Origin of the sequence: Leptospira yanagawae serovar Saopaulo str. Sao Paulo = ATCC 700523, assembly GCF_000332475.2 — a bacterium.
GTDB lineage: Bacteria > Spirochaetota > Leptospiria > Leptospirales > Leptospiraceae > Leptospira_A > Leptospira_A yanagawae.
Window position 1 is genome coordinate 819,627 of record NZ_AOGX02000015.1, and the last position, 24,335, is coordinate 843,961.

Below are 24,335 nucleotides of genomic sequence, written 5' to 3' on the forward strand. Positions count from 1 at the left end.
ATTCACATTACCGATTTGTTTTAGATTCTTTATTTTTTACTCGTCTTTAATAGAGTATGCACTCTATAGAGGAAAAGATGAATTATTTTTTTCGGAATATAGGTGTCTTTCTATTTGTTTTTGTAGTATATTTCACCTCTGGAAAATTCAGTTTGTATCTTTCTTCGATCGACGGATACAGTACTCCTGTATGGCCGCCAGCTGGGTTTGCACTCGGTTTTATTCTAATTTTTGGTAACAGAATTTGGTTCGCATTATTTTTAGCAGCATACCTGACAAACACATCGTTTTCTGATCCAGAGTTCAGTTGGTTCAAAACATTTACTCACAATCCCCAAAATCTTCTTATCTCATTTGGAAATTCCATTTCTGCATTGTTTGGTGGATACATACTAAAAAGGTTCTCTGATTCAAAATTAAATATTTTTTCTGTAAGAGATTTATTGTCTTTTTTTCTTTTGGCAGGTCCAACCTCTGCAATTTTCTCATCAATCATAGGAAGTTTGTCACTCTACCATTTTGGAATCATTTACCAGGATTTTTTATTCCAAACTTGGTTTACTTGGTGGTTAGGTGATTCTATTGGAATTATCATATTTACTCCAATCGTTATTTTAACCTATAAATGGTTTTTGAAAGAAGAAACTGGTATGCGGCTTTTACTATTTACATCCGCTACCATGGGAACATTTGTTTTAACTCTTACTATTTTTTTTGTAACTCGAGATTGGGAAAAAGAATTCATTCGTTATCGAATTAAATCCGATGGTCAAATCATTTCTTCTGAAATTGAAAATAGAATTTTCGAGAATTTGAGAGTAGTAAAATCATTAGGTGCGTTTCTTTCCTTACAAAGGAATTTAACAAAAAAAGAATTTGATTCTTATGCGCAGTCTATATTGGAAGAAACGGAAAGTGTTTCGGCTTTATCTTGGAATGTTTCCATTCCTCATTCGAAACGAAGTTACTATGAATCTCAGTTAAAAATCGATTATCCTAGTTCAACTGGGATCAACACTAGAGAAGATAACCAATTCAAAAAGTCACCTAACGAATCTAAATATGTATTCATTCGTTATATTTACCCTTTGATTGGCAACGAGTCAGCTGTAGGTTATGATGTGTTTTCCAATCCTGTTCGTAAAGTTGCCCTTCTCAATTCTTTGGAAACTAATGATTTAGAAATTACTGGCAAAGTCAATTTAGTACAAGATAGTTCTGATAATATTGGTTTTTTGGTTTTTTATCCCATCAAAAGAAGTGACGGAGAGTTTGGTTTCGCAACGGCCGTAATCAAAATTACTTCCATAATCAAAAAATCTTTAATTGGGAATGATCAAAACAATTTATGTGTCCAAATCATGGATGGTGATAGAACAGAAGCAAAAGAAGTATATAATCGTAATTGCAATTCTTCGCATGAAAAAATGTTTTCTGAATTTTCGCATACTCATAAAACTCAAATTGGAAGTCACACCATAACATTCAAAATTGTAGCTACCAAAGAATACTTTGAAAAAAATCTAACAAATGCCTCACGGTTTATTTTAATCATCTCTTCTTTTTTGACAGGTTTGTTGGGAATATTAATGCTCATTATTCTTGGAAAAGAAAAAAGCATTCAAGACATAGTAGAGAAAAGAACTTTTGAGTTAGAGAAAGCCAATCGAGTTAAATCAGATTTTTTAGCAAATATGAGTCATGAAATCAGAACTCCAATGAATGGAGTCTTGGGTATGTTGACTTTACTCGAAGAAACAAATATCGACATCGAACAAAAAGATTATTTAGACAATGCAAAAAAATCAGTTTTATCTTTACTCACAATCATCAACGATATTTTAGATGTTTCTAAGTTAGAAAATCATAAATTAGAAATTGTACCAACAGAGACAAACGTATATAAGTTATGCCGTGATATCCAATTATTATTTCAATCAGATGTAATCGATAAAAATCTCAAACTTAATTTGGATTTTACCATAGAAGATAAAAACTTACACATACTAGTAGATGAGAATCGATTACGCCAAGTTTTGAATAATCTGATCAGTAATTCGTTAAAGTTCACACCAAGTGGAATCATCACCTTGGCTGTCAAATTAGACCCTTCTCGAAACTTTATCGAATTTTGTGTGCATGACACAGGGATTGGAATTTCCGAAGAAAATATCAAACGATTGTTTGATCGATTTGTACAACTTGAGGATGCTCGCACCAAACGATTTGAAGGTGCTGGTCTTGGTTTGTACATTTCTAAACAACTAGTCAATTTAATGGGTGGTGATATAAAAGTTGAAAGTATGTTAAACATTGGATCTACCTTTAAGTTTACCATTCCTTTTCACCAGGTTGCAATTCCAGAACAAATCAATAACCGTATAGAATCACTCGATACATTTAATTTAAAAAATATAAATGTGTTAGTTGCTGAAGATAATCTTCTCAATCAAAAATTTGTCAGGAAGGTTCTTGAAAAAGAAAAAGTAAATGTAACCATTGCTTCCAATGGTAAAGAGACGATTCAACTTTTAGATCGATCACTTACAAATGAAAGTTTTAAGTTTGATTTGATATTAATGGACATTCAAATGCCCGAATTGGATGGCTTGGAGACAACGAAACGGATCCGCCAAAGGAAAGACGACTACCAAAGAATTCCCATTATTGCACTCACAGCGAACAACATGGATTCTCAAATCCAAGAGTATTTGGAAAACGGAATGGATGATTGTGTGAAAAAACCTATTATTCTATCTGAATTGTTGCATTCCATTTATAAAATTTTTTCAAAAGCTAATTTGAATAAATCGTAATCGAAGTTCGAAAACCTCGTACTGCATAGTACGATTCTGCTCCATTGTGGTACACAAAAACAGTGCCATATCGATAGTCACAGAAGAGTGCCCCACCTAATTTTCGTATGGATGGTGGTGTTTCAATCCAACTTGAAGTTTTTTTATCAAATTCTCCCAAAGTTTGCAAATAACGATATTCTTCTTCGTTTAAAATTTTGCTTCCCATTGATTTTGCAAAATCAATTGCATTATTTTTTGGTTTGTGTTCCTTTCTGGAATTGAGTGCTTCTTTATCATAACAGAAACTCCTTCTGCCACTTGGAGTTTCTAAAGAACAATCATAGAAGGTAAACGTATTCTTCTTTTTATCGAATTGGACGAGGTCTGGTTCTCCACCTGACTCTTCCATCTTAAGTAGAGTTTTTAGTTTTTCTGGATGTTTTTTAAGTTTGTCCAGGACAGCTTCCCATTGAATCCCTTTGTGCCGGTTGGGATGTTTTTCAAATCTTTCTTTTAATAGGATGAGGAACGATTCTTGGTTCATATTCGTAAGTGGTATTTCTTGATTGATTCCTGACTCAGATTTGCCAGAATCAGGGAAACTGAATTGTATTCTGACATCGGAATTCGAATTTTGCAACTTCAAAACGCCAATTTATTGTTAGGGCAAAGGTATTTTTTTACGATGACTATGAATTTAGAATGACACCTAAATATCGTAATATGTATGTTTGCTGGTACCGACGATTTTTGTTTTTGAATATGCGAGTGAAGTGTTTTTTTAAAAACTATTTTTTATTCATTTTATTGGGTTTTAATCTAAACGCTTGCCTTCTCAATCCAATCGTTCAACAAATTTTATGTTTCAAAACAGGTAAGGATTCTAGAGAATCTTTTTTTCTGACTGCATTGCTTTTGAATCAGAATCCGTACATCGAACTCAATCGGACTTGGGCTGGAATTCGAAAAGGAGAATCCCTCCAATTGGAAGGACAGTACTTTGCTTTCGGTCAAAATCTTGGTTCTAGTTTCCAATGGTCAAGCAGTGATCCTTCGGTTGCTAGTGTAGACTCAAACGGTCTTGTTTCAGGCATTGGAAATGGTAAAGTAACAATCCGAGCCACTGCAAGCGATGGACGAGCCAGTGCCGACAGTAACATCACTGTGTATTCAGGGTACGTCTTCACCACATTCAATCTAGATAATTTGGTTGGCCATTTGACACAAAATGCGAGCACAGGGATTTTATCTCCAACAGGCACGATTGGAGCAGGAGCTGGCAGTGATCCCAATGGGATAGTGACGGATCCAGCAGGTAAATTTTTGTTCACTGGAAATTTTGCTAACGATACCATTTCGCAGTTTACCATCAACCAAACGACGGGAGCATTAATCCCGAATGCCACATTTACTTCTCCTGCCGGTACAAACCCAAGAAATTTAGTTGTGACTCCCGATGGAAAGTATGTGTACCTTGCTTCGGAAGGGACTCAGTCCATTCGTGCCTTCGCCATCAATGCAGATGGAACTCTTAGTTTTATCAATTCTTATCCAACCGGGAATGCCCAAACTCAACTTCAAATCTCACGTGATGGAAATTTTATTTTTTTTCTGAGTTCTAGTTTTACAGAACTTGTATCTTATCGGATCAATCCTTCCTCTGGGACACTCGCGCAGGCAGCAACTAGCCCTAGCTTTAGCAATGATTATTCGGGAAATGTTTCCACTCATCCAAATGGAAATTATTTATATGTGGGGACATTTCCTTCCATAACAGTTTTGGGTTTTGATTTTGTTTCAGGGAATATGAGTTTGGTGGAATCCGTTACACATTCTTTGAGAATCAATGGATCTGCCATTCATCCAAACGGTCGATTTTATTACACTGTCAATATCGATGATGGATCAATTTCTTGTTATATGATTGATCCGAACACTGGCAAACTCTCGTTCAACTTTACATTGAGTGTTTTATTCCCCAGTAGTTTACGGTTTATGGTGATCGATCCAACGGGAAGGTATGCTTATGTTGCGGACAATAATGATGTATATATGTTTCAGTTTAGCATCAACCAAACAACGGGCGAACTTACTTCTTTGGGAACAGTGAACCTTACCTACCGTCAATGGAATTTGACTTTTTTATAAGGATATGATGGTGATTTGCCTGAATGTTTTCTGACTTGAAAGTGATCCTTTTTTCAATCCAAAGACACCTGAACCATTAAATCTCAGTTCGAATCCTTTGGTTTTCCTTTACGATGTAATCCTCAAAATCTTTTTGATAACGCTTTATTTTTTCTGAGATTTGTTTCTGTGTTTGGTATAAAGCTGAGTATTTCGATAAGGAAAAGGTTTCCGGGTCAATTGTCTCTTCTTTCTCTTTTTGTTCTATATCATAAACCAACTGATCTAATAAAATTGAATAAGTAAAATAGATGGAGATGATTTCCATTTTGTTTTCGGGATCTTTGAGTGTCTGAATGGTTTCGAATTTGGATAATAAATTTTCACCAATTACATTTAATGATCCTATTTTTGCTTCGATTGTTTCTTTAGAGTCTCTGATTTCTAAAAACGTATGTAATAGAGGTAAACTCACTGTCTGATTGATCAAAATAATTTTGGACAAACTACTTTTCTCTAGATCATCTAATAAAAAAACTTCAAATTTTGTTAATTTGATGTTTTGAGGTACTAAATAATTCTGAATGAAAAGTGACTCAACTGCATATGCATCTGCTTCAAATAATGCTTTTACAATTCGATTGTTTTTATAATAAAGAAAATAACTTTGGCTATTAAAAAAGTCATAAGCATGTGTAAACTCATGTACCAAAGCAGAGAAAAAGATTGTTGGATTTTTTTCAAATTGGTCTAAAAAATAAGTTCCAATGACAATGGCAGGTTTTTTGTTTTCGTTATAGAAATCAACAAAACCCATTGCAGATAAATCTTGGTTTGCATTTAAGTCGATTAGAAAGGTTACCTCACCTTTCAGCGCTTGGTTCATCATAAAAACCACTTTCTGTTCGACTAATTCGTGTTTTTTTGGTGATGATTTGAAAACCTTTTCAAACTGAGTGAGTGCATTTCGTAAAATTGGTTCATAGTCCATTAAAGTTTTAGGGGTAGCAAAAACTGCGGATGGCAAAATGAAAAACAAAAGAATAGAGAAAAGGTGAGTAATTAGTTTCAATGGAGTTTCCTTTTTTATGGTTTTGGTTTTCTAAGTATTTTGTCCATTGACTTACCCTTTGCAAGTTCATCGACGAGTTTGTCCAAATAACGCACTTTTTGAGTGACAGGGTTCTTTATTTCTTCTACCCGATACCCACAAATCAATCCTTTGATTAAATTTGTATGTTCGTTTAATTTTGCTTTGGCGAAGAAATTTTCAAATGATACATTGTTTTTGATCATTTCTTCAATTTTCTTTTGATCAAAAGAAGTAAGCCAAGTGATCACTTGGTCCAATTCCTGCTTCGTTCTTCCTTTTCGTTCCACTTTCGTGACATACAATGGATAAACCGAAGCAAACGTCATTTTCGCTAATTTTTCATTGTGTTCTTCTGTTGGTTGCATTGGTTTTATCTCCGTGTTCGGTAATGGAGTGCCATATGGCCTGAAGGTAATTTTCGAGAGTCGATAAGATCCAAAGAAACAGAATGTTTTAGGGTTTGGTTTGCAAATAACTTTGGACCACTTCCAACGATGACAGGATGTACCACAAAATGGTATTCATCAATCAAACCCACTTGCGAGAGCTGTGTTGCAACACTCAAACTGCCTATACAAATATCCTTCCCAACTTGTTTTTTTAACTGAGAGACTGTTTCGACTAAAGGAAGACTAGCGAGCGTGGTATTGGGATCTTCAACCTTTGTGATGGTATGAGAAAATAAAATTTTTTCTAAACCAGTAAATACGTCCGCAAACTCATTGCTAACCTTTGACATGGATTTGTTTTTTGCCACTTCTGGCCAAAAAGGTACCATCAATTCGTATGTAATGCGTCCATACAATATCTGATCCGCTGTTTTTAATAAATCTGTGAAGTATTGGTGTAGTACATCATCCACAACCATTCCTGTGTGGCCATAAAATCCGTCGGCGCTTGTATTGATGCCAAAAACAACCTTTCTCATGCGCACTTTTTACGATTTGTAGTGGAACTTGAAAGAACATTTTGAACCCGTAAATCTGACAGGGAAAAAAAGATGGATCTAATTTGCCTTCCGAGATTAAAAATGTAGACAATGAATCAGATGTTCTGCTGCAAAGAATCATTCATTCCAATCACCTAATGCAGTGTAGATGTTTTAGGGAATCTCATAAAAATCCATTGCCCTATTTGCAGTTGTGGTGCATTAACGAGCTATAGTTGGCGAATGGAATTTGTTTCAAAAATAATAAAATTTGTGTTAGTCGAAAAAAAATATTGACTCATTGGAATTCGTTTTTCACATTTGGCGACATTATTATGCCATGGGTGGCAACCTATGGGTGTAGTAATTGATTTGAAAACAAAAGGTAAAAAGTATGCGCAAAGTAATGTTTGTTATCTTTGCTTTTTCGTTTTGTCACATTCTAACGTGCAAAAGTGAAAGTGGGATAACTAATTTAGACAAGATGTTTGTGTTTGGTTCATTTTTTGCTTCCAACTCAGTTTCAGTAAAACCTGAAACGGGAGCAGTGATCCAAGCACCAACGATGAGTTTAACGATACCTTTAGGTGCGTTAGATGAAGAAACGGTGATCACGTATTCTGAAACTTCCTTACCCGAACCAAGTGGCTCAGTCGTACCAATCCAAGTAGCTTATAAATTTGGTCCTGAACATTTACAATTCAACAAACCTGTACAAATGAAAATTTGTTATGATGGTAGACCTGAATTTTTAAAAGGGAAACGGGAAGATTCTTTACAGATACAACACTATGATCCGAAAACAAACAAATACATCAGTTATGGTGGAGATGTTGATTTAGTAAATCATTGTGTGACAACATCAATTTACCATTTCTCAAACTACATTTTGACTGCTCAAAATTTAGTTTTGGGAAACAACCCACCAACAATTGGTGGTGCGACGTTTTTCCCAGGTAGATTGATTGAAGGACTTCCAGCAACTGTTAGGACCACAATTACAGATTGGGATGCATCGGCGATTGTGACAGCTAGGTTTTATTACCGAACACAAGGTAGTGGTTCGATTTTCAAAAGTATCGTGATGTTACCAGATGAAAACGATGGAACCAATCAATTTTACCAAGCAAAAATTCCAGCAACAGATATCGTTGCACAAGGATTGGAATACTACATCGAAGTATATGATTCGTTAAATGCTCGAGTGACTCGACCGGCAACGGCACCAACGGCATTCGATACAGTTAATGGTGATATACGAGATGCTGTAACACCAATTCGGTTTCAGACTACAATCACGAGGATGACCGCAGGTTTTTCCAGAGATCTAACAGTACAGGTAAAAGGGAATTCATCTGCAACATATTATCCAGTTCCAGCGGAAACAATGACATTTGCTGGTGGCAAAGGTGTTACTTCCAGGCCAAATTGGTTAAGCGCACGTTATACGGCACAAGTGATTGGTGGGTCTTATATCCAAGCAAGTTATGGAAACTTAAATCTATCCATGCCAATTAATGTGTATCCAGGTATTATGGTTCGTATGTTGATTTTATACAATTCAGCAGAATTACCAAATCCATTTGAGGTCACAGCTGGTTCTACAACTGCACTTGATGCTGTCGGATATGATTCATTTAACAACTTTATATTCGTTCATCCTACTTTTGCTTCCGAAGGAGTGATTGGTACTTTTGGTGATCCATTTTCGGATTTTGGAAAATTTACCGCCTTGTATTATCCAACAGACCGGACGGGAACGATTTCAGTTAGTTTGGGAGGATTCACCTCGACTTACAACATTTTGGTGAAAGGATTTGGTGTATTGTGTCAATATGATGTTGGGAGATTTGATTCCACATGTATATTCAATTGAAAAAATTTTAGAAAAACATAAGAGGAAATAATGATATGAAAGGTAATATTAAAGAATATTTAAAAAGTGGATTTTTTAAAGGTGTAGGAATTACATTAGGATTTTTTACAACAAGTTTGGTAGCAGCTGCAGCAGCTATGAATTTATTTGCTCCAGGAGAAGTCATTAGCTCTGCTCGCATCAATCAAAACTTTATGATTGCAGCTCCGGAAGGTGCCGTGGTTGCATTTTATTTGAATGATTGCCCGGAAGGTTGGGCACCAGCAGATGGAACCAATGGTACACCAAATTTACGCGGTGCATTTGTTAGAGGAAGAGACGATGTAGGAACAGGTCCAGCAGATCGAGATGAGGCTGGTCCAAGAGTGATTGGACATTACCAAGAAGATAGTTTCCAAGGCCACTACCATGATCTTCAAGCTTACTATGCATCCTATTCTGGTGTCATGGGTGGTATCATAGTAACACGTGATTCTCCAGTAATTGGATCCACATCGATTCAAGGTGGATCTGCAAGTACAATCAAAACTGATGGGATCAACGGAACTCCAAGAACAGGAAACGAAACTCGTCCTAAAAACGTTGCTTTAACGTACTGTATGAGAAAAAACTAAAACAACTTTTGTTTCATACAGATTAGAAGTTACCTTTCAGATTCTTTGGATGGTTAACTTCTAATCTTTGAATAAGATCGGCCACGGAAACCTTGGTTCGATTGGCTTAAAACCAATACAAAATCAATAAGAATGCCAACCCTAAAACTATACAAAGTGGATTGTAGATCCGTTTCGTATATTGAACAAAGATTGGTTTCCAATGTTTGGTGAGGAAAGGGAAATATCCCAAAATCCCTCGGAGTAAAAAGATTCCCGAAACAATGTAGAATAGGTAAGGCAGTAAATTCAAAGTTTGTTGAGTGAGTTTTAATTCAAAACGAAACATCCAGATCCAAGGCAATAAAGAAAATAATAACAATCCAGTTGCTACAAAAAAACAACTGAAAGGCGATGGGAACTGATTTCCCTTTCCGAACACTTTATCGATTAAATCTTGTTTGGTTTTGCCTGGCCACAAACCCCCAAATCCCCAATAGATATGGATTAAGGAAAGAGCAAAAAGGAGTGCCGTCGTAAGGAGTGCAAGGATGGTTTGGAGAGAGAAGAGTGCCATTGGATCCACCTATCTTACTTAGTCTTTTCGATTTTAAATGTGTTCACAATTTGTTTTACTTCTTCAAAAACTGGTTCAAAATTTTCTTCCACCATACCAGATCCAATCATATAAAAATACCCTTTCCTTGGAAATACCCAAATTGCTGAAACCACCTTAGTTTCGTTCTGTGCTTCGTCCATGATGGTATGGGAAAAAAGAGCAAAACCCGCTAAATTTCCATTGATCCTCACTGCCTTTGGTTCGATGAGGTAATCAAATTTTTTGAGCGCCATAGAAACTCGAAATAAATAGGTTCTAAGGTCTAATGGTATATTTTTAAATTCTAATTCAGTTGTGAGTGCTTTGATGTTGATGATCGTAAAATACTCTTCCAGATTTGGATCGACCTTTCGGATGGAAAATAAAGGAAGTTCTTTGCTCTCATGTAAAAGTTTGGTAAACGTTTTCGATTCTAAGTGGATTTGATTTTTGCTATCACGAAACTCTTCGTCAGTGACTTCTTCCCAATGGTTAGGAGTTTCAATGGACAAACCTAAAGATTTAAGTTCAACTTTTTTGATAGGATTTGCGAATAACATAGAGGTGTACATGAGAGATAGGAAAATCCGATACCATTGTTTCATTTCTGTTTGCATCCTCTGAGATTGACAAATCCCCATTTGTCTTTTATGGCAAATGTAAAAACTCCATCTTTTAATGGGCCAAGTTGATCAAAAGTAGGAGGCACAACCCATTCTGCTTTGCCATTGATAAAACCTCGTTTCCCACCTTCTTCCACAACTGCCAGACCTTCACTAAAGTTGGAAATATGAGAAAATGTAGGTTCGATCAAATACTCGCCGTTTGGTTTGATGATTCCGTCTTTACCGCCAATCGTTACGCTCGCATATCCATCTTCAAAGTCATATTCGGAATCAAACTTGGCTTCTATCACAACATTTCCTTTTTGGTCCAAAAATCCCCATTTGTTTCCTAGTTTGAATCGAACCAATCCTTCTTTAAAATTACCCAGGTAATCATAGTTTGGTGGAATGATGACTTTGAAGTTCGCATCCATAATTCCCATTTTTTTATAGTGTTGGAATATGATGGAGCCTTCATAAAAATAACCACGAAGGTCATATTTCTCATGGACAAACTTTTTTTCTTCGCCCTTAGCATTGATGATTCCTTGGTGTTCTTCACGTTTGAAGACCGCCCATCCATTATGGAAACCGGTAATCAAATCATATTGAATGGGTACAACAATCTTTCCGTTGCGATCAATGAAACCATATTTTTTATTGATTTCGACAGCTGCCAATCCATTTTCAAAATTATATACCATGTCGTAAAACTTTCCACCTAACAGATCTCCAGTTTTACTAACAAATCCTCTTGGGTCCCGAAAGTTACTTCCCGATCGAAAAACAGCATAACCATTATGAAAATCGCCTACAAAGTAAAAATCGAAATCTGAAACTTCCTGCTCATTTAAATCGATGAATCCAAATTTTCCATTTTTTTTTGTACGCATCCAATCTTCAGAGATCGAAGATAAATCATCATATATGATCTTACTCACCTGAATTCGATTATCTAAGAATTTTAGATTGGGTTTTGGTCCACCACTGGTTTGTAAGGTGGTCAATTGGAAACGAAAGTCACAACCATGGGAGGTTGGGTTTTTTGGCAAACTGGTACAAAAAAGAAAGGGAATGCAAGTAAGACAGAAACCAATCCAAATCGGGAACTTCATACGAATCCTAACGTAGATTTTACTGTGTAAGAAGGGAAATCAATTTTTGCAGCGCCCCCGATTGCAGCGGAAATCCTTTGCGAGAGCAAAGATTGGAGCGAAAAGCCAGAAATGTGCGCCCAATCGAAGGTTAAATAGCGCAAATTTTTAAAAAAAAATGAGTTTGGTGCAATAAACAGGGATCTAGCATACATCTGTTAGGTCCCAACAAACGATCAGAAAGTGGGAAAGGCCACTTAACAGGCTTTTTACTACAAAATTGGTATTCCATTGTATGGTTTTCTTCTAATGGATGTTCAGTGGATTGACACAAATTGATTCCCAAAATACTTCTGTCAAAAATCACTAATCACCAGGAGAATCATGTGAAAAAGAGCATATTCTTTGCCATCTCACTCACATTACTATTTCTTACATTGAATTGTTCTGGAAACAATTTATATGTATACATGTTTGCACCAGGAGCAAATACAAACCCTACACGTGAGTATGCTTCCCCATATGTAGCAACAAAGGGAGGATTTTTCTTCCATAAAAATTACATTCCAGGTACGCTCGGTCTCAACGCGGAAGGTACTTCTGAAGGAAAGGGATGTAGCCATTCCATTCTTTCTCTTTTTGCGTTTGGTGATTCCTCAATTGAATCTGCGAAGAAAGCAGGAAACATTACAAAAATAGCATACGTTGATTATGAACATCTCGGAATCCTTGCAGGTCATGTTTACCACCGAGTTTGTACAATTGTAAAAGGATCATAATCGGAGCCCAATATGAAAATGAAATTAGCTTTTATCTCAATTTTATCCGTATTTTTATTCGCAAACTGTGCGATTGGACCTAACCATGGTGGTATCTTTACCTCTACAAAATTTGCCGGTACTTTCAATGCTGAAAACAATGTGAAAGTCACAAAAGAAGGTAAAGGTTGTATGTGGACAGTCCTTTATCTCTTTAGCGTTGGTGATGCGGGAGCTGGTTCTGTTGCAAACAAAAATGGAATTAGTAAAATTGCAACAATCGACCACTCTACCCTTTCTGTATTAACCGGTGTATTCCGTAACTACTGTACCATTGTAACTGGAGAATGATCATGAAATACCTTTTACTATCCATTTTTAGTTTAACACTTTTTACAAATTGTGTGACCACTCCTATACCTGGTTACTTTTTCTCATATACGACACACCATTTAAACGGTGACGCAACTGGCAATATGGTGACATCTGCAAAATTAGAAAAATCAGGTAAGTCTTGCAGTTTTTCAGGATTCATTGTGAACGTTTTCTTTTTTGGTGCGGGAAACTCAATTGAAGAAGGTGCACAACATGCAAACATCAAAAAAATTGCCGTTGTGGATCGAGAGTCTTTAACCATTTTACCGTTCGGACTTTTTTATCGCGAATGTGTGATTGTTTGGGGGGAATGATTCGTGTCCCATAACAAATTGATCCTCACTTTGGTAATGATGTTTCTTTCCTTTGGTAATCTTTTTGCCAAAGAATATGATTCCACACATGAATTACCAGAAGTAAGACAACCTGACAAACATAGAGTTTATTTAAGAATTACGGATGGATATGGTAATTTAAAATTTCCAGTCCAGAATCGTATCCAGAATGAAGTGATCACCAGTTTTTTAGTGAATGATGTATTTACCTATCAAACATCAGGTAACTACTCTAAACTGGATGATGCTTATTCCTCGACTTCAGGTCAACGCGAGCTTGAGTATCGATATATGGATAAATTTCGTTTTTTTATAGAAAATCGAAACTTAGCAAATATTGATCCAGGCCAAAGTGATTCTAGATTATTACAATTTCGAGAAAGATATAATGGCATTGGGGTTGGTTATTTTCATCCATTGTCTCCGAATCTCAGTGTAGGTGTGAGTTTGCGACAAGTAGATATCGAACAATTAACCAAAAGACAAGTTTTGTTTTATGATTTTGGATTTAGAAATTTCAATTCGATCTCAATCTTGAATCCAATTTCAAGAGAATTTACAATGAGGGCCCAAGGGATAACACCAGGAATCCATCTCGAGTTTAAACCATTAAGATGGTTTGAGATTCATTTTGGAAGGCAAATGTTTAATCTTTCTGGTACGGAAAGTCAAAATTATGCAACTTACTTAATCGAAAGAACAAGAAATATTGTCTCTCAAGAACAAGGTGCGGTAGCCTTTTCAAATGGGACCGTTAGTTATACTGGAGAAAAGTCTAATTTGGATTTTGTTTTCCGTTTCTCATCTTGGTTTGCAACAAAATGGGGGTATAGTATCGAAAGGTATACGATGAAGTATAAGAATTATGCTTATCTAAATGAAAGTATAGCATCTTCTTTATTTTATTCTGCTATTGATAGAACTCAAAAACAATCGTTTCAACTTGATTCTATCAACCTTTCTCTAGAATTTTCTAAAAGTTTTGGTGAGTAAAATACTCTAAAACAAGCCTAACAGGTTCATTCCTGTTAGGTTTTGCCTTCACCTTGGCTTCTGGCTACTATCTATCATCTTCCGCTTTCTTAATTTTGAACCAATTTTCTGAGTTGAATGGGTTTCTGTGCCCATGGATTGATCCCAAAAGGTACCCTGAAATGGATTGCCAATCTTTCGTTTTTCAATTAAATTTGGATATAAATTGATTTCAACACAGATTAGCGAACCGAAACGACTTGGTTCGTATGTTATTCATTTGGAGGATTTTAGATGAATCGACACATAATAAAAATCATGTTCCTGATTTTATTGGTAATGATCACCAATGTGACGTACGCGGGACCAGAAGCAAAGATGAAAAGTGAAGTCTACCTTCCCAATGATCCAAATAAAAAGAAGGTCGGTGAAGAGTGTAAGTCCTCCGATGAATGCCAAAAACATCATGAATGCAAAAGTGATGGAGAAAAGAATGTATGTACAGAGCCTCCAAGGCCAAAGTTACCGCCGGGTGTTGTAACCTAATTACATTTGGGTATCGTACTCAAGAATCGCAATGGATTTGGTATTCACTAAATTTTCACGGTTCGATTTTGTTTTTATCATTGGGATCACTCTCCTTGCCAGTGTGATGGCAGGAGTCACTGTGATTTGGCCATTACTTTTTATTCCTATGTTAACAGTCCATAGTTGGCTTTTTGGATATGAACATTTATGGTCTACTTATACTAGGTTACTCTTCCATTCAGATGATCGAAAAAAATTTTGGCCATTGGTATTGATTGTACCTCCCATTCTGTTTCTTATCCTATTAAAGGTGGGCGCAAATTGGGGACTGAAGGGAATTTTTCTACTTTATTTTGTTGGTCAATTTTATCACACCGTACGTCAAAGTTGGGGCATATTGCAATCTTACAGACGTAATGCGGGAGGTCTTTCTTGGGATTCGGAAGTTTTGTCTGAAGTAACGGTATGGTCTGTTCCTATTTGGGGTTTTCTTTATCGGTGTTCCCAAAGGCCAGACGAATTTCTTTTCCAAGAGTTTTGGCTTCCACCAGTTCCTAAATTCGTTGTTGATTTAGTGGGTGTGATCACACTTATGCTTTGGTTGTATTGGGTTTATTCTCGAATCATATCCTTTAGGCGAGGTAAATTGCCAATGGGGCATAGTATATTTATGGTTTCCCATTTTTTTGTTTTTTTTGTCGGTTATATTTTCATCGATGAGTTGTGTTCTGGTTGGTTACTCGTCAACGTTTGGCATAATGTCCAATACATCGTCTTTGTTTGGGTTTACAACCGCAGTCGATTTCGATTGGGCATAGATCCAAAGGCAAAGGTTTTATCTTGGCTTTCGCAGGTGGGTAGTGGGAATGCGATTCTCTACTTTTTGTTCACAATCACACTCGCTTTACCAATCTACTATTTACTTCCAGAGCTGGGATATTCACTGGATGAATTTTTTAAAAGACAACTCGTACCGATGTCTGTAGTTCTTGCGATGTCACTTACCTTCCACCATTATATCATAGACGGGGTAATATGGAAGGGTAGGAATAACACAGTTTCTATTTTTCATACTTGAAATGAATCCCCTGCGCCCCGGATTGCAGCGGAAATCCTTTGCGTAAGCAAAGATTGGAGCGTAAAGCCGGAAATGTGCGCCCAAATCTTACATCAGAATCGGTCTAAAACTTATGGCATCGTTATCGTTTCCCACTTTTCCCAATATAGAAAAAACCTACACAGCTCTTCCAAATTCTTTTTTCCAATTCACGAATCCAACTCCGGTTTCTTCACCTAACGTTCTTTTGTGGAATGATGATTTGGCAGAAGAGTTTTTGTTCGATCATTGGAGAAAAGATGATGTGGTCACAGCACAATTTTTTTCTGGCTCCAATTTACCAGAAGCTATTAAACCTTTTGCTCAGGCCTATGCAGGTCATCAGTTTGGCCACTTTACAATGTTAGGTGATGGTCGCACAATAGTGATGGGAGAGTTTCAAAATCGAAGAGGGGAATGGTTTGATTTCCAATGGAAAGGATCTGGTAGGACAAAGTATTCGAGAAATGGTGATGGACGAGCAACAATCAGTGCCATGGTGCGTGAATACATTATGAGTGAGGCAATGGCTGGGTTACAAATTCCAACGACTCGAAGTTTGGCCGTGGTAAAAACAGGTGAGCCAGTGCTGCGAGAAGAAATACAAGAAGGTGCGATCTTAACTCGAGTTGCTTCTAGTCATATTAGAGTCGGGACTTTTGAATATGCATACCAAACTTTATCCTTGGACGAGTTAGAGGCTTTGTTTCGTTATACGGTGAACCGGCATGCTCCAGAACTAATGGTTACTGAAAATCCTGCACTATCTTTTTTGGATTTTGTTATGAAAAGACAGGTAACACTCGTCACTAATTGGATGCGAGTAGGATTCATCCATGGAGTGATGAATACAGATAACATGAGTATAGCAGGAGAAACTATTGATTATGGACCCTGTGCATTTATGAATGGGTATTTTGGAAAACGCGTGTTTAGTTCAATCGATACAAATGGCCGTTATGCGTTTGCCAACCAAATGGGAATTGCACAGTGGAATCTTGCATGTTTGACCAATTCGCTTCTTCCACTCATTGATTCAAATGAAGAAACAGCAATTGAATTGGCGAAATCAAAACTAAACGAATTGGAAACTTGGTTCCAAGAAAGTTACATACGAATGTTAGGTGAAAAAATAGGTTTCCCTAATCTAACAGAAAAAGATTTACCATTACTACGGACCCTCTACCAGTGGATGCAAGACCGAGAAGCTGATTTTACAAATACCTTTCTTGTATTGGAAGGAGTTTATACACCCAAAGATTCAATATATGAAGATAGCCGCTGGAAGGATTGGGTAAAGGATTGGAGAGAAGAGAAAGAGAAACAAGGAATCCGAGAAGAAGATGCGATCAAACTCATGCGAAAATCGAATCCTAGTTTCATTCCAAGGAATCACTTGGTTGAAATTGCTCTTATAAATGTTCGCCAAGGGTATATGAGTGTTGCAGAAGATCTTATCAAACGGTCTCAGAATCCTTACATACGTGAGATGGGTTATGATTATGGTGAAGAAGTCCCGAAAGGTGGTGATAGCAATTACCAAACATTTTGTGGGACATGAGAGATTGGGGTTTTTGAGGCAATGAGAATTGATACACAATTACCAAGACTGAATTAAATTTTCCAGAATCATATTGAATAGTACTTATGATCAATACTTGTGCTGCGGAATACCAGACTATCGCAATTATCCAATTTTAAAATGATATTTCGAGTTTGTTTCTCGTTGTAAAAATATTTGAAAAACATGGACGTACTTACATAAAGTTCATCGATTTCCATCTACTGATTTCAAATTGTTGATCAAGACCTTATGGAATTCATTTGGTGATTCTAATTGAGGAATATGGCCAACTCCAGAGATCAAATGCAATTGGGAATTTTTGAGATAGGTTTGGATTTTGTATGCATCTGATATTGGAGTGACTGTATCTAAATCCCCCCAAAGGATACCAATCGGCATCGTAAGTAGATTCGCATTTAACTTAAAATCCTTGGCTAGTTCATCATTGGAGTGAAAGATAAATTCTCCTAGCCAATCTCCTAAGAAAGCCGTGGTTCCTTTCAGTTGCATTGGCTTTTGGATTATCTTAACTTTTTCTTCCGTGATACAATCTGCAGAATGAACAAATTGGCTAAACAAAATCTTTGTTAGATGAGGATTTGTTGCAGTCACTTCGAGGATTCGATTGCGAAATAAGGAAAAATTCCAAAATTTTTCCAGAAATGATGGTTCGGTAACAGTTGTTTCTTTTTTTTCTTCTAAGTTGACAGCGATATCAACGAGCTGTAATGAGAGGATACGGTTAGGTATTGTGAGTGCTGTATGTAAAGTTGCACCTCCGCCAAAGGAATGCCCCACGAAATGGAATTTTTGTACGCCGATTGCATCCAGGATTGTCACCAATCGTTTCGCCTGTTCTTTAGAACTTAAATTTTTTGGTCCTGGTCTTTCCGAAAAACCAAAAGGTGGTAAATCAAAGGCAATAGCATAATAACCGTTATTTGACAACTCTACCATCGTTTCCTTCCAAAGTTCACTCCATGATCCCATTCCATGGATGAGCACAACGGCTGGATTTTTTGGATCACCTAACTCTTGTATGTAGATTTTTACATCATTGCTTTGGACAAATCTGCCTGTCTTTGGAGCGATATCTTCTGGCGAGTATGATTCGCGAAAATACCGTAAACTTCCATAAAAAACAAAAATCGATATGATCACAAAAAAAACAATGAGTATGAGATTTTTTATTTGTTTCATAAAATCCTAAGCTTTAAAATTTTTTTTAAAAATCGTAGATATGTTCTGTTTCAATATGTGATTCTTTTAAAATTTCTAACATTGATTTTAAGTATTGTACTTTTGTAACAAGTGCATATCGATTTTCACCAGGTCTAGTCAGAATGTCTTGCCGGAATAAAGTTGTAACGTTAGGAATCGTTGGTAAAGATTCTCCTTTTTTAACTAAAACAGTCACTAAAGTGGCGGATGTATTCCCCGCGATCTCTTGTATTCCTACCGTTTTTCCAATTAGGATTGATTCCAAAGTTGGATGAAAGTCCGCATACCGAGGAATCAAATACACCGCGTGAAGAGGATCATTGTCATTTAAAACTTGGATTTTATCATTGGTGTCAATCCTTTCATTCAGAACAATAGCCGTTCCTAAAATTGGATCTTCATAGGTTGCCTTTGTTGCTTTTTTGATCAGAAAACCATACACAGCTTTCACAAAAATATCCGTAGTAAGATAATACCGTCTTTCCCATTTGCGAAGCATATGATCTCCGAATAGTGGGACTTCCAACCATAAAGATTTTAATTCGTTAAAGAAGTTGTATTCATACCAAGGTGTTTGCAAGATAAAGTCTACATATGACTGAGTAAACTTTGCGTTAAACTGATCTTCTTCCGTTAATGCTTTGTCTTCACTAAGGGATGTGACTCTTCCAATCATTGTCTCATAGATTTGTTTTGCACCGTATTCCACCGTTGTGCTTACTGTTAATACAACAATCATGAGATGGTATCCATAATTAAATTCATATGATTCCATAATTTGATCGGATACGATCATGTATGATTTCCAAAGTTGCAAAACATGTTCCCAATACGGAAATGTGCTTGAGGTTCGAGTTTTAAAATAGGTAGCTTGTTCGTTTGGACTATGTACTAGATACCATTCTGGAAAGGTTAAAAACGTTTGGTCTCCTGGACGAACATGTTCCTTGGGAGTCAAAATATTAGTTTCATTTACCATCCAATCATTGGAAACTTTTTCAATGTATTCCGTTTTTGATTGTTTGGACGTCCAAATGCAAATGCTTAGTGAAAAAGAAATGATAGTTGTGAAGATCAATCGACTCATTTTGACACCTTTGTAAAAATCATTAATACGTTGTCAGAAGGATCATCCTTCTGGAGTAACCTGGTTTGTCCTGCCTCGAAATGAAACTTCTTAAGGATCTCCACCCATTCATCAATCGAACGGAATTTTTTAAATTCAGCAGATTCAAATTCCCAAGTTTCTTTTAATCCAGCGTTGAATACTGTATGGATAAGGGATACAAATCGAAACATCTCTGAATCTTTTACATCATGATCCCTTAATATGAATTTGCCACCTACACGTAGGACTCGGTGTATCGATTGGATAAATGAATCCAATTTGTCTAATTTGATGTGATGTAATCCGATCAAACACGTTACAAGGTCTAAACTTTCGGTAGGAATTTCTTCACTGATTGGATCATAATCATTGAGAGGGAAAAAATTTCCTAATTTTTTGATTCCACCTCTTTCTAAAATATCCGCGGGACTGAATTTTGGTGGAACTGAATTGATGAGATAAATTTTTTGATTTATTTTCAGTTTGTTTTTTAAAGTAGAAACATACCTACCTGTTGTTCCGATTTCCAAATAACCGTTGATCGTTGTTTGATTTCCCAAAAGTTCTAATATCTGTGACGATAATTCTTTTTTCTGTTTGAATAGCGCAGGTAAGGCATAGGTCAAATCCGCATGAAAAGGTTTCACCGAACTCAATTTTTCGACAATTTGTAAATAGATCTCCTTATCGGTTTTATATAGTTTTGTGGTATCATAAATTAACTGGAAAAACTTTTCTTCCGGATATAAGTTGAAGATCACTTGTAAGAAACGATAAAGGGCATCACTCCATTTCACATCAGAAAAAATACGATGGAAGTCTGAATCCGGTATTTCTGGTTTTGGTTTTTCATTGTAATATGTATCCCAGAAAATATTCCTAAATCTGAATTTGGGATCGAGTTTTTCTTTAAGAGCAAATATTTCTTTGTATTTTGGATAGGCTCTCTGAAACATTTCCCTTGAAGCATGGGTTTGGTAAGGTAGGTAATACGTACCTCCCGCATCGATACTGGCATTCATTAATTCTCTAGTCCATATCGCAACTTTTAGTTTATCCGTTTCATTCACTTTTTGTTTGTAGTATAATACAAACGCAAAACTTTCCTTAGGTGCCCAGGATAAATACGTTTCTTCGTCTGCCTTTGCATGTCGAACCGAAATATTTACCATATTGACCTGATGGCGTTTTAAGATATCACACAATCGATCTGAAAACACATTGAATTTTTCAATGGGAACAAAGTATTCTTGTAAAACATAGGTTGATTTTTCTCGTGCTGATGGTTCCAATTCTAAAACGTCATACCCAGCCTCGTAATTCCTCCAGTGCACTTTTTTGGCCAAAAAGAGAAGGGGATCAACAATGTATTCACGTCTCCATTTTCCAAATGGTGACTCTGTAAAGTCCCAGAAAAAATATCTGTGAATTGGATATGATGCTTGTAATGGCATAAATCTAGACTTTACAGTTGGTTTGTCTAAGGTAAATTCCCAGCTAACAGAACGTATGTTTTCATATTTGGGTGGATAAATATCCGCGTTATGAAAAATTACTTTTTTATCCTCTCGAACGCTGTATTTAAAAAACTGGAAGTATTGGTTTTTTTTCATTTTTTTGCTGACTTGTTTGACTTTGACATTGTCATCTAAATCAAACTCAACTGCGGTTATGATACCAACAGAATTATAACCGCCAATCATCCCTGCAAATATGTCTGAATTCTCTGTTCGGCCTGCTCTGACTAGACTACCATCAGCTAACAAAACATCAATTGACCGAACTGACAGAACAACAGGCCCTAGTCCCATATAACGACCATGGCAATTGACACTCAATGCTCCACCAACAGTGAAGTTTGCATAGGTTTGCATGATTTTGACAGAGAGGTCGTCCTTATCAATATAATGTTGGATATCACACCAACGAATGCCAGATTGGACTTTGATTCGTTTTTCTGCAGGGTTGTATTCCAATACCTGATTGAGTTTTCTCATATCGATATGGGTGGAACTTGGGCTTGCTGTCTGCCCACCCATACTAAATCTTCCACCTCCCACGGAAATTGGACCCGATGAATTTTTAATGATCGTAATCAGATCTTCCACTGACTCTGGTCGAATGACTTCCGAAACGATCACAGGATTGAGTCGGGTTACATCATTGATGATCATTTCTTTTGATTTTAGGTGAGGGATTGTTGTCCCATCATCGTTTTTATAATAATCAATCTCTGATCCAGGTACAGCGCCATATTGGTTGTCTTTCGTATCCCCTTTTTTGAATGCCAACAAGTAGATTACGACTAACGGTCCAATGATGGGAATTAGCGTAAGTAAAATGGTGTTTCCTGACTTACCAATATCGTGGAATCGTTTTGCTGAAACCGCAAGGATTCCCCAAAGCATCAGTGGATAAATGATCCAAGTAGCACTTTCTCCTAAGAAATAGTCCAAAGTTTGGTAAAACACATAAAAGTTGGACCACATAAACAAAGAGGCAATCCAATATACCTTTCTATCAATTCGGCCTTTATAATTTAAGAGTAAGTATGTGACAGGTAGAAGCTGTTTGATTTTCAAAAAATCTCTCCTAGAGGGTTCATCTCTAAATGGTTCGAGTTAAATTGCAATAAAAAATGAATCAATTTTTTTCGTGTTCCCAGATGTGGGATTCCATTTGAGACGTTAGACGATAAGAAATCTAAGATGTTCAAAGTGACCGATTGGTAGGGAAAATGTCATCATTGTCAGGACAAATCTTAAGTGTTAGGCTAAATTTGTCCGTTTTACTTCCAACATTTTTTGGTTGTTACACATCAAACTCAATTTGAATCTTTTGATCCTCCCGTTTCGCGATTCTATCAGATTGGAAGAATCAAGTCACCAATTCTATCACCATTTCACTGTTAGATGTTGATTTGGATTCTATTTTTGATGAAAAAATGATTACCCAATGTGATTTCATTCCTCAATGGAATCAGCTTTGATTTCCAAAGGGTTTCTACTCTTTGAAGTTGATGAATCTAATTTAAGTCAAACAAAAATTGATCGTATGATCTCGATCGAAAATCTGAGTTATGAAAGGAAAGGGTATGGAAAAAACGAAATCAGTGGTATCAAATATGATGCTATTTGTAAGGATATAAAATCCGGTAAAATTTATTGGAAGCAGACGGTTACTTACAAACCCACTCAAAAGGTTTTAATCAATTTGGATACCATACAAAATTCCGTACAGGAACTTTTTAATCTCTTAAGTCAAAATGGAGATATTTAAATTTTAGAGAAGTAAAACTACCATGTTAAGAGACAGATTGTGATTCTTATCATAAAAATCACCACAGAAAATTTTAAAAAAATATAGACCAATTGGTATATCTATGGCAATTGTCAAAGAAAGTTATTTCCTTAGTTAGTTGAGACTATTTTACTTTGAAAAAGCTGATTTTAATTTTTTTACAAATTGTATCTTGTAGTGAGTTACGTTATCAAAATTTATGTGATCCTAAATCGGAGCTATTTCTAAAAGGACTGATATCATTTCAATTTCTCGGAGAAAGTCGATACAGGTGTAATTCTTTTGACATTGATATTAAGACCAATGTTTTGGATATTACTCCCAATACAGGAGTTCTATCGGAATCAGGAATAAGTTTTACTGTAGGAACTAGCCAAACTTTTGTCATTCGACTTACAAAAACGCCTGTTGCTGACGTTACAATTCAAATTGTTGCTTCAGACTCCTCTCTTACAACTTTATCTACGAATTCATTGACGTTTCCAAAGGAATCTTGGTCTAGTCCATTGAGTTTTACTGCGACTGGCATCAATGATTCGATTATCAATGGTGATCGAAATTTTAAATTCAATTTAAAAATAGTTTCAACTGATGAAGAATTTCATGATTTGGGATTTGAGATTCCTATGCAATTAAAAGATAATGAAAGAAGATTATTTCTATCCACGAGTACTTACAAAGGGGGAGAGTTCGGAGGAATCGCTGGAGCTGATTTAGTTTGTAACGCGGATATCAAATGTCCCGTTGGATCAAGTTGCAAAGCAATGATACTCGGTCCAACTCGAATTGCTTCTGCCACAGCAAACTTAGGTGATGGTCAAGTCGATTGGGTGTTGCATCCATTTGCACATTATTACAGTCCGAGTCCGACAAATACACTCATAACAACTACGAATCAAACTTCTTTACTCCAGATTCCTTTCGCAAGTGTGATAGATGCTGTAGGGATAGGTGGTTGGCTTGGTAGCTTTTCGGGTTATGTGTTAGGTGGAAATACATGTTTCAATTGGACAGAAATTACAGCAATCACGACTGGCTTTATGTTTCGAACACAATACACCGACAATAATTTGTTTGGAGGAAATTTTTCCTGCAGTAATCCTGTGCATTTAATTTGTGTAGAATTTTAATAAAAAGTGGAACCATCTCTCTTATACTTTTTTTGTAAGAGCATGTGTATCTTTTTATAGGCAACTCGCAACCAAAAGCATAAATTCCTTTGAATCTTGGATTCGACAGGTACTTTCCGTTCTAATCGTTTCCTTGATTCAATACGAGATTGATCGATGAACTTTCAAAATCTCGTTACTTCATTGTTGGAACCTGTTTTGCAGCAGCGGCCGCATTTTTTTCCCTTTGGCAATTG

23 protein-coding genes are annotated in these 24,335 nt (G+C 36.4%); 13 read left to right on the forward strand and 10 right to left on the reverse strand.

All coding sequences use genetic code 11. From position 1 onward, the window contains the following. Positions 1 to 77: 77 nt before the first annotated feature. Entirely contained in the window at positions 78 to 2,816 is a 2,739-nt protein-coding gene (locus LEP1GSC202_RS07595; protein WP_015676760.1) for a CHASE domain-containing protein, read from the forward strand. Here LEP1GSC202_RS07595 and LEP1GSC202_RS07600 read toward each other — a convergent pair. Then, positions 2,797 to 3,342 carry a DUF4256 domain-containing protein gene (locus LEP1GSC202_RS07600; RefSeq protein WP_039928345.1) on the reverse strand — a complete coding sequence of 182 codons (546 nt, stop codon included), beginning with the start codon at positions 3,340 to 3,342 and terminating at the stop codon, positions 2,797 to 2,799. The two genes, LEP1GSC202_RS07595 and LEP1GSC202_RS07600, sit on opposite strands and share 20 nt — an antisense overlap. Before the next feature lie 158 nt (positions 3,343 to 3,500). On the opposite strand from LEP1GSC202_RS07600, the gene LEP1GSC202_RS07605 reads away from it, so the two are divergent. Then, positions 3,501 to 4,946 carry a beta-propeller fold lactonase family protein gene (locus LEP1GSC202_RS07605; protein WP_244147664.1) on the forward strand — a complete coding sequence of 482 codons (1,446 nt, stop codon included), beginning with the start codon at positions 3,501 to 3,503 and terminating at the stop codon, positions 4,944 to 4,946. Positions 4,947 to 5,022: 76 nt separating this feature from the next. Here LEP1GSC202_RS07605 and LEP1GSC202_RS07610 read toward each other — a convergent pair whose 3' ends face one another. From LEP1GSC202_RS07610 to LEP1GSC202_RS07620, 3 genes are read right to left on the reverse strand one after another with little or no spacing between them, the layout of a single operon-like run. Continuing rightward, positions 5,023 to 5,997, reverse strand: a complete 975-nt coding sequence (locus LEP1GSC202_RS07610; protein ID WP_015676654.1) for a hypothetical protein — start codon at positions 5,995 to 5,997, stop codon at positions 5,023 to 5,025. Between the two features lie 14 nt (positions 5,998 to 6,011). Further along, a complete protein-coding gene (locus LEP1GSC202_RS07615; RefSeq protein ID WP_015677465.1) occupies positions 6,012 to 6,383 on the reverse strand; it encodes a DUF2200 domain-containing protein in 372 nt (123 codons plus the stop codon). A gap of 5 nt (positions 6,384 to 6,388) precedes the next feature. Further along, positions 6,389 to 6,946: a dihydrofolate reductase family protein gene (locus LEP1GSC202_RS07620; protein ID WP_015676517.1), complete on the reverse strand. Its 558-nt coding sequence runs from the start codon at positions 6,944 to 6,946 to the stop codon at positions 6,389 to 6,391. A 490-nt stretch (positions 6,947 to 7,436) separates the two neighbouring features. Here LEP1GSC202_RS07620 and LEP1GSC202_RS07625 point away from each other — a divergent pair, with 490 nt between their 5' ends. Both LEP1GSC202_RS07625 and LEP1GSC202_RS07630 read left to right on the forward strand, forming a co-directional pair. Beyond that, positions 7,437 to 8,822 (forward strand): hypothetical protein, encoded by a 1,386-nt coding sequence (locus LEP1GSC202_RS07625; RefSeq protein WP_208597387.1) that lies wholly within the window; start codon positions 7,437 to 7,439, stop codon positions 8,820 to 8,822. A gap of 35 nt (positions 8,823 to 8,857) precedes the next feature. Further along, positions 8,858 to 9,436 (forward strand): phage tail protein, encoded by a 579-nt coding sequence (locus tag LEP1GSC202_RS07630; RefSeq protein WP_015677403.1) that lies wholly within the window; start codon positions 8,858 to 8,860, stop codon positions 9,434 to 9,436. Between the two features lie 106 nt (positions 9,437 to 9,542). Here the strand turns inward: LEP1GSC202_RS07630 and LEP1GSC202_RS07635 are convergent, their stop codons facing one another. Genes LEP1GSC202_RS07635 through LEP1GSC202_RS07645 form a run of 3 tightly spaced genes read right to left on the reverse strand, consistent with a single transcriptional unit; the run spans position 9,543 to position 11,733 of the window. Continuing rightward, entirely contained in the window at positions 9,543 to 9,992 is a 450-nt protein-coding gene (locus LEP1GSC202_RS07635; protein ID WP_015676696.1) for a DUF3995 domain-containing protein, read from the reverse strand. Positions 9,993 to 10,006: 14 nt separating this feature from the next. After that, complete coding sequence (locus LEP1GSC202_RS07640) at positions 10,007 to 10,618, reverse strand: hypothetical protein (protein ID WP_015677456.1); 612 nt, start codon at positions 10,616 to 10,618, stop codon at positions 10,007 to 10,009. After that, a complete protein-coding gene (locus tag LEP1GSC202_RS07645; protein WP_039928350.1) occupies positions 10,615 to 11,733 on the reverse strand; it encodes a WG repeat-containing protein in 1,119 nt (372 codons plus the stop codon). Before LEP1GSC202_RS07645 ends, LEP1GSC202_RS07640 begins: the two co-directional genes overlap by 4 nt. Positions 11,734 to 12,098: 365 nt before the next feature. Between LEP1GSC202_RS07645 and lsa14 the strand changes: the two genes are divergently transcribed. From lsa14 to LEP1GSC202_RS07685, 7 genes are all read left to right on the forward strand, one after another. Beyond that, entirely contained in the window at positions 12,099 to 12,491 is a 393-nt protein-coding gene (gene lsa14 / locus LEP1GSC202_RS07655; protein ID WP_015676501.1) for an adhesin Lsa14, read from the forward strand. A gap of 12 nt (positions 12,492 to 12,503) precedes the next feature. Then, on the forward strand, positions 12,504 to 12,821 hold the full coding sequence (locus LEP1GSC202_RS07660; RefSeq protein WP_015677308.1) for a TRL-like family protein: 318 nt from the start codon (positions 12,504 to 12,506) through the stop codon (positions 12,819 to 12,821). 2 nt (positions 12,822 to 12,823) lie between these two features. Beyond that, the gene (locus tag LEP1GSC202_RS07665; RefSeq protein ID WP_015676372.1) at positions 12,824 to 13,159 is read left to right on the forward strand and encodes a TRL domain-containing protein; all 336 of its coding nucleotides are present in this window, start codon (positions 12,824 to 12,826) and stop codon (positions 13,157 to 13,159) included. Between the two features lie 3 nt (positions 13,160 to 13,162). Next, positions 13,163 to 14,173, forward strand: a complete 1,011-nt coding sequence (locus LEP1GSC202_RS07670) for a hypothetical protein (protein ID WP_015676693.1) — start codon at positions 13,163 to 13,165, stop codon at positions 14,171 to 14,173. A gap of 273 nt (positions 14,174 to 14,446) precedes the next feature. Continuing rightward, entirely contained in the window at positions 14,447 to 14,698 is a 252-nt protein-coding gene (locus LEP1GSC202_RS07675) for a hypothetical protein (protein ID WP_039928353.1), read from the forward strand. A 31-nt stretch (positions 14,699 to 14,729) separates the two neighbouring features. Then, on the forward strand, positions 14,730 to 15,758 hold the full coding sequence (locus LEP1GSC202_RS07680) for a hypothetical protein (RefSeq protein WP_015676992.1): 1,029 nt from the start codon (positions 14,730 to 14,732) through the stop codon (positions 15,756 to 15,758). 112 nt (positions 15,759 to 15,870) lie between these two features. Next, on the forward strand, positions 15,871 to 17,337 hold the full coding sequence (locus LEP1GSC202_RS07685; protein WP_015677622.1) for a protein adenylyltransferase SelO: 1,467 nt from the start codon (positions 15,871 to 15,873) through the stop codon (positions 17,335 to 17,337). A 207-nt stretch (positions 17,338 to 17,544) separates the two neighbouring features. Here LEP1GSC202_RS07685 and LEP1GSC202_RS07690 read toward each other — a convergent pair whose 3' ends face one another. Genes LEP1GSC202_RS07690 through LEP1GSC202_RS07700 form a run of 3 tightly spaced genes read right to left on the reverse strand, consistent with a single transcriptional unit; the run spans position 17,545 to position 22,251 of the window. Further along, complete coding sequence (locus LEP1GSC202_RS07690; RefSeq protein WP_015676905.1) at positions 17,545 to 18,540, reverse strand: alpha/beta fold hydrolase; 996 nt, start codon at positions 18,538 to 18,540, stop codon at positions 17,545 to 17,547. A 25-nt stretch (positions 18,541 to 18,565) separates the two neighbouring features. Continuing rightward, positions 18,566 to 19,648 carry a hypothetical protein gene (locus LEP1GSC202_RS07695; protein WP_015677457.1) on the reverse strand — a complete coding sequence of 361 codons (1,083 nt, stop codon included), beginning with the start codon at positions 19,646 to 19,648 and terminating at the stop codon, positions 18,566 to 18,568. Continuing rightward, on the reverse strand, positions 19,645 to 22,251 hold the full coding sequence (locus LEP1GSC202_RS07700) for an FAD-binding protein (protein WP_015677295.1): 2,607 nt from the start codon (positions 22,249 to 22,251) through the stop codon (positions 19,645 to 19,647). The genes LEP1GSC202_RS07695 and LEP1GSC202_RS07700 overlap by 4 nt, the downstream gene beginning before the upstream one ends. 391 nt (positions 22,252 to 22,642) lie before the next feature. On the opposite strand from LEP1GSC202_RS07700, the gene LEP1GSC202_RS07705 reads away from it, so the two are divergent. Both LEP1GSC202_RS07705 and LEP1GSC202_RS07710 read left to right on the forward strand, forming a co-directional pair. Beyond that, positions 22,643 to 22,948, forward strand: coding sequence for a hypothetical protein (locus LEP1GSC202_RS07705; RefSeq protein WP_039928355.1), 306 nt, complete (start codon positions 22,643 to 22,645; stop codon positions 22,946 to 22,948). 155 nt (positions 22,949 to 23,103) lie between these two features. After that, positions 23,104 to 24,099, forward strand: a complete 996-nt coding sequence (locus tag LEP1GSC202_RS07710; RefSeq protein ID WP_015677166.1) for a DUF1554 domain-containing protein — start codon at positions 23,104 to 23,106, stop codon at positions 24,097 to 24,099. The last annotated feature ends 236 nt before the right edge of the window (positions 24,100 to 24,335 follow it).